A 3,094-nucleotide genomic window follows, 5' to 3' on the forward strand; every position below is an offset into this window, starting at 1 on the left:
TTTTTTCTACGCCGTGTGCACGACGGCCGGCAGAACACGCCGGTCGTGCACACGGCGTAGAAAAATGCACCGTCGGCGCTGGCATCCCGGCTGGACATGGCATTCCAGCGGGATTCGGCATCGGCGAACGCGGCGGTTTCCTGATTGGTTTTCATCACATTCCTCGCTAGACGAAGGGTACGTGATTACTGTAACGACGGGCGTTTTACGGGTCGCGCCGGTTCTTGCGCTGTCATTCGCGGTGGACGTCGACGTGATCGCGACGGAATGGCGAATGACGCACAGATGCGACACTTTGGCACCATAGGGGTTTTTACTACGATAAGTGTTGCAACGTACGAACCCACTGTGTAATATTGGAACTGTCTCCTCCATGTCTCCTCCTGATATGGATTCAGCCCGCTCCGCAACGAGTGGGCTTTTTTTCGTCTGCACGTTTCGCGGCAGGCTAGAATTTTCGGATAAAACCGGAGACATTCAATGCAAATCCCTATCCGCGAGATCGATCACGTCGTGATTCGATGCGCAGACCTCGACGCCATGGTCCAGTTCTATGCCACCGTGCTCGGCTGCCCGGTCGAGAAGGAACAGCGCGAACTCGGCTTGATCCAGATGCGCGCCGGGCGTTCGCTGATCGATTTGCTGGCTGTGGGCGCCAGGATCGACCGGCCGGAAAGCGGCACGCCGGGCACGGGGAACAACGTGGATCACGTGTGCTTGCGCGTCGAACCGTTCGATGCCGCCGCGCTTCGGGCGCATCTCACGGAGAACGGCGTGCGTCTGGGCGAAGAAGCCCGCCGATACGGCGCTGAAGGTTTTGGCCCGTCGCTGTATTTTTTCGATCCGGAGGGCAACCTGATCGAATTGAAGGGACCGCCCGAGCCGGAGGCTTGAGCGGTTCGCCGCGTCAGCGCGGCGCGCCCTTGAACACCGTCCAGTCGATGGCAACCGGATCCACGCTCGCGCTCCCAAGCGACACCTCGCCGTCCTGAATCGTGCATTGCAGCCGCATCGTCCGTTCGGCCAGTGCGCCGAGGGACGCCGCGACGCCGTCGGTGAGCGACCAGACGGTCACGTTCTGCATCCGCTCGACCTTCGACTTCACGCCCTGCCACCAGATTTCCGATGTCCGGCCGCCATACGCAATCACGATGACCCGATCCGCGCGCCCGCTCGCCTTCGCGATGCGCCGCTCTTCCGGCTGACCCACCTCGATCCACGTTTCGATTTGCCCCGTGAGATCCTTTTGCCAGAGGTCGGGTTCGTCGGTGTCCGACAGGCCTTTGGTGAATTCGAGCCGCTCGCTCGCGAATAATGCGAAGGCGGCGACGCGCACCATCATCCGATCGTCGGTTTCAGACGGATGCCGTGCAATGGTCAGCGCGTGGTCGCCGTAGTAGTGCCGATCCATGTCGGCGATCTGCAATTCAGCTTTATAGATTGTGGATTTGAGGGCCATGCAACACCGGAAAGCCTCGGGTGAGAGGCCGAAAAAGGGATTCGAAACAGGATTCAGCGAAAAACGCAGCCAATGCTCGCGTGCGCTGACGTGTGATGATACCGAACGCGTTCGCTCGTTGCGGAAATTAGCGTGAAAGACGTGCGGGAGCACGACCGAACTGGCGATGCGGGGGAAATGCAAATCGGCGACAGGCGTCACCGATTGATTTATGGCTTTGAGTTTATTGCTTGATAAATCGATCTGCGGTCCACATGCCTTGAGTATCGCTATTCGAGGCATTGACGAATTCGACGTCATGACCAATTACGCGCACTACGCGGAAATTTCCTTCTTCCGGTGTCGCCAGACATTGAAACCCGGAGAAGAATTCCTGCATTTTCTGTTGCTCGCCGGCTTGGGCATGCTGATCGGCGGAATCGAATTTATCCTTCGATAAACATCCGTACGAATTAGGCAAGAAACTGAATGTTTGTTGCGGCTGGACTACCTTGTCCTGAGCCTGGACCGAACCCATCAGGGCGGACACACAGATCAGCGCGGCGCCGGTGACAGCACTCTTTCTCATTTATAGCCTCCATGCAACTATCTCTCGGGACGTAGCTATGTATTCAGCGGCTAGTTATTAATATGCAGCATTCATCCTAGACAAGAAATTCGAAAGAGCAAGCATGACTTGTGTGCATTTGCAACACGACCATTTGCCGCATCTTCACTGGCCCCACGTATTTAAATGAGCGGTATTAAATGGTGCAACGCAATCCGCGTAGCCATAAAAAATGCCCGGTTGATGAAACCGGGCATTAAACCTCACGAATGAGGGAGGAGACACTTCGCATTACCGGACTTGATCGCTGGTCAGAGTCCATCTCTGATTACGCATTTTGTGTGCCGGTGCCGTCGCGGGTGGACAGCAAGGGTTTTGTCAGATGAAATGATTTTGTTTTCATGTACTTGGCGTTCATGTCAGTCAGTTCGGACGTGCACGAGGATGCCGGACGAAGCCTCCGCGCATGTTTTTTATACAAAGGGTTGTCAGGACGGTTCTGCCGTGGATTAATCGATGCTTCTTTTCAGGAGCTGACATGACACTTGCCCAATGGCTGCCGTTTGCAATTGCATCGGCGATCCTCGTCGCGATACCCGGACCGACCGTGCTGCTCGTGGTGTCTTATGCGCTGGGACACGGCCGGAAATATGCCTTTGCAACAACCGCCGGGGTCGCGATGGGCGACCTTACATCGATGACCGCATCCATGCTCGGGCTCGGCGTGCTGCTGGCGGCATCGGCGGAAATGTTCATGGTGGTCAAATGGATCGGCGCCGCTTATCTCGTCTATCTGGGCATCAAGCTCTGGCGCGCGCCCGTGATCGATACCGACGCGGTCCGCTCGCCGACCGAGTTGCGCACGGGAAGGATCATTGCCCACGCCTATGCAGTGACGGTGCTGAACCCGAAAAGCATCATTTTCTTCGTGGCGTTCCTGCCGCAATTCATCGATCCACACGTGGCCAGCGTTTCGCAGATTGCAATCATGGAGGCGACGTTCGTTGGCCTGGCGGCGGCGAATGCGTTTGGTTACGCAATGCTGGCATCGGTGGCGCGGCGGGCGATCAGGCGGCCGAGCGTGCAGA

5 protein-coding genes are annotated in these 3,094 nt (G+C 57.1%); 2 read left to right on the top strand and 3 right to left on the bottom strand.

Annotated elements, in window-relative coordinates:
* Positions 1 to 155, bottom strand: a 155-nt coding sequence (locus tag ACRXB1_RS33500) for an Ada metal-binding domain-containing protein (RefSeq protein WP_449494473.1), incomplete at its 3' end; no start/stop codon positions are given.
* Positions 156 to 480: 325 nt separating this feature from the next.
* On the opposite strand from ACRXB1_RS33500, the gene ACRXB1_RS33505 reads away from it, so the two are divergent.
* Positions 481 to 894, top strand: coding sequence for a VOC family protein (locus ACRXB1_RS33505; protein WP_062168500.1), 414 nt, complete (start codon positions 481 to 483; stop codon positions 892 to 894).
* 13 nt (positions 895 to 907) lie between these two features.
* Here the strand turns inward: ACRXB1_RS33505 and ACRXB1_RS33510 are convergent, their stop codons facing one another.
* A complete protein-coding gene (locus tag ACRXB1_RS33510) occupies positions 908 to 1,459 on the bottom strand; it encodes a YaeQ family protein (RefSeq protein ID WP_075359100.1) in 552 nt (183 codons plus the stop codon).
* A 223-nt stretch (positions 1,460 to 1,682) separates the two neighbouring features.
* Positions 1,683 to 2,027, bottom strand: a complete 345-nt coding sequence (gene sap1, locus ACRXB1_RS33515; RefSeq protein ID WP_449494471.1) for a surface attachment protein Sap1 — start codon at positions 2,025 to 2,027, stop codon at positions 1,683 to 1,685.
* 517 nt (positions 2,028 to 2,544) lie between these two features.
* On the opposite strand from sap1, the gene ACRXB1_RS33520 reads away from it, so the two are divergent.
* Positions 2,545 to 3,094, top strand: a 550-nt coding sequence (locus ACRXB1_RS33520) for a LysE family translocator (RefSeq protein ID WP_449494472.1), incomplete at its 3' end; no start/stop codon positions are given.

The organism is Caballeronia sp. M23-90, assembly GCF_053574605.1.

Bases quoted from the DNA above. Each gene is read 5' to 3' on its own strand.
- ACRXB1_RS33510 (WP_075359100.1), bottom strand. From the start codon at position 1,459: ATGGCCCTCAAATCCACAATCTATAAAGCTGAATTGCAGATCGCCGAC.
- ACRXB1_RS33505 (WP_062168500.1), top strand. From the start codon at position 481: ATGCAAATCCCTATCCGCGAGATCGATCACGTCGTGATTCGATGCGCA.
- sap1 (WP_449494471.1), bottom strand. From the start codon at position 2,027: ATGAGAAAGAGTGCTGTCACCGGCGCCGCGCTGATCTGTGTGTCCGCC.